The organism is Pseudoalteromonas sp. S1609 (genome assembly GCF_005887255.1).
Lineage (GTDB): Bacteria > Pseudomonadota > Gammaproteobacteria > Enterobacterales > Alteromonadaceae > Pseudoalteromonas.
Map to the genome: position 1 here is coordinate 1 of NZ_PNDJ01000080.1, position 2,223 is coordinate 2,223.

2 protein-coding genes are annotated in these 2,223 nt (G+C 40.1%); both read right to left on the minus strand.

What is annotated here, in order from left to right; all coding sequences use genetic code 11:
- Positions 1-466 precede the first annotated feature (466 nt).
- Complete coding sequence (locus CWB76_RS17265; RefSeq protein ID WP_138609258.1) at positions 467-1,039, minus strand: toxin co-regulated pilus biosynthesis Q family protein; 573 nt, start codon at positions 1,037-1,039, stop codon at positions 467-469.
- A gap of 37 nt (positions 1,040-1,076) precedes the next feature.
- A complete protein-coding gene (gene lpxL, locus CWB76_RS17270; RefSeq protein WP_138609260.1) occupies positions 1,077-2,000 on the minus strand; it encodes an LpxL/LpxP family Kdo(2)-lipid IV(A) lauroyl/palmitoleoyl acyltransferase in 924 nt (307 codons plus the stop codon).
- Positions 2,001-2,223: the final 223 nt, after the last annotated feature.

The window sequence follows — 2,223 nt, forward strand, 5'->3', positions numbered from 1 at the left end:
TTTGTAACCTAGTTGTCTAAGTAAAAAACGTGCAACAAAGAGTTAATTGCCCCTAGGCAGAACCCTTCGGGCAGCGCCTGTTTGGCATTTATTCCACGTTATCGCCTATTTATGGGGAATAACCACATTATACCCAAATTGCCTCAATATGCAGAATTCAGCTTTTCACAGGGACTTAATATCAAGGCGTTCCCTTTGCAATAATGGTCGTCCCTTTTAAAAAGGAACAACAAAGGGAGTAAGTTTCTGTGAAACGCCCTGCGGGTTGGTTTAAAAGCTATTTATACTGCGTTATTGATTTTAACAAGGGAATAACCATTATTTTCAATCAATGCCTTGTCAAAATAGCTTTTAATTCCAACTGAAACTCGCAGATTAAGGCAACTTGGGTATAGATAGGCTCTGCCTTGCCTAAATACCAAACAGACTGCTGCAAACTCAACCTTGAAAGGTCAACAGACCCTAGTTAATTGCTTAGCTTTAAACAGTGTGTACGTACAAATTCAGACGGTAGCTCGGTAATGACCGCTGCACGTTGTTTAGGGCAGAAGAACGCATACACTTCATTTGAAAAGTCATCATTAATAGAGCGGCTAACGCGATATAAAGCGGAGTTAAAACTGCTATCTATTCGAAAGTGATCTTTAACAACGTAATCCTTATCTAAGTACCATAATAATGTAACCCCTTCGTTATTAGCATATTGGGTAAGAACGGTACGTAAGGTTGAATCAGGTTGAAAGCGACGCGGGCCTACTTCTCCACTCCAATTTAAAGGCATGGGTTCTACTACAAAAGAGCGTTGGTTTAGCGCTCTGTCGAGACTAAGATCGGGTTTTTCGAGTTCAATTACAAATTTGTCATTGTCTTTATCGGTAGTAATCCTATCTCTAATTGATGCATAAAACCGCGATAATCCCTCAGCCGCAGCATTAGTGGTTTGTTGATAATTGAGTGACGATGTACCATTTAGTAAAAAGTAAATGGCTGCACCAATTAACAATAAAGCTAAAAGTATATATCTAATCCAAAACCACATGGCTGTTACTCGTCTTTGTTATTTTAATAACCCATCTTTAATAAAAAGATGGAGCGTCTTTATCTGGGCGTGTTTTAAAACGTCTATGCAACCACATATATTGTTCAGGGGCGGCATTTATTGATTGCTCCATGCGCTGATTAACACGTGTTACATCGGCTTTATCATCGCCGCTTGGGAAATTTTCAAGCTCAGGTACGATTTCTAAGTGATACTTTCCGTTGTTATCCCTGTAAGCAATTAAGCTCATTGTTTCGCAGTTTTTACTACCTGCAAACATTAGTGTACCAGTGGTTGTTGCTGTATCGGGTACTGCGTAAAAAGGCACAAACTCACAGCGGTTACGGCCATAATCCTGATCGGGTAAGTAATAACACAGCTTTTTATTTTTTAATGATTTTAATAATCCTTTTACGTCTTTTTTCCCAACCATGTATTCATTAGAGCGAAGACGTCCATTGGTGGTAAAGTATTCCATAAGCGGATTGTTATGCGGGCGGTAAAAGCCAATACCTTGGCACTTCAAACCCATTACACGACTTGTCATTTCAAGATGAAGTATATGTGGAACAAGTAATAAAACACCTTTTCCTGATTGTTGTACGCGCTCAAAGTGCTCAAGCCCTTTTATTGACCCGAGTACTTTTTTGACCCGCCATTGTGGCCACCACCAAGCCATACCGGTTTCAACCATGGCAATACCGGTATTTTCCATATTTTTAAGTACCAGTTGTTGTTGCTCGGCTTCGCTCATTGTGGGGAAACAGCGTTTAATATTAACCTCAGCAATATGCCTTCTACGCTTCATATATTTATGAACCAAGCGTCCTAGCTGCTTACCCATAGCTAATTGTAGTTTTTGCGGTAACCAAGAAATGAGATATAAAAACAAAACACCAATCCAGGTTAGCCAGTAACGAGGACCTAAAAAAGAGGTTTTAAAAGGGGATGAGTTAACCACAAAAATTTCTCTAAAAATAAAAGGCTAGGGTCTGTTGACCTTTGCGGATTAATATTTGTTCAAACTAGGGGCAATTTAATCGCGGCGCGAGGTTTGTAACCTAGTGGGCTCGATAACTGCTCCTGCGTTATTCTACTGGCTTACATCCATGTAAGAATAAGTAAAAACCGAGCAACAAAGAGTTAATTGCCCCTAGGCAGAACCCTTCGGGCAGCGCCTGTTT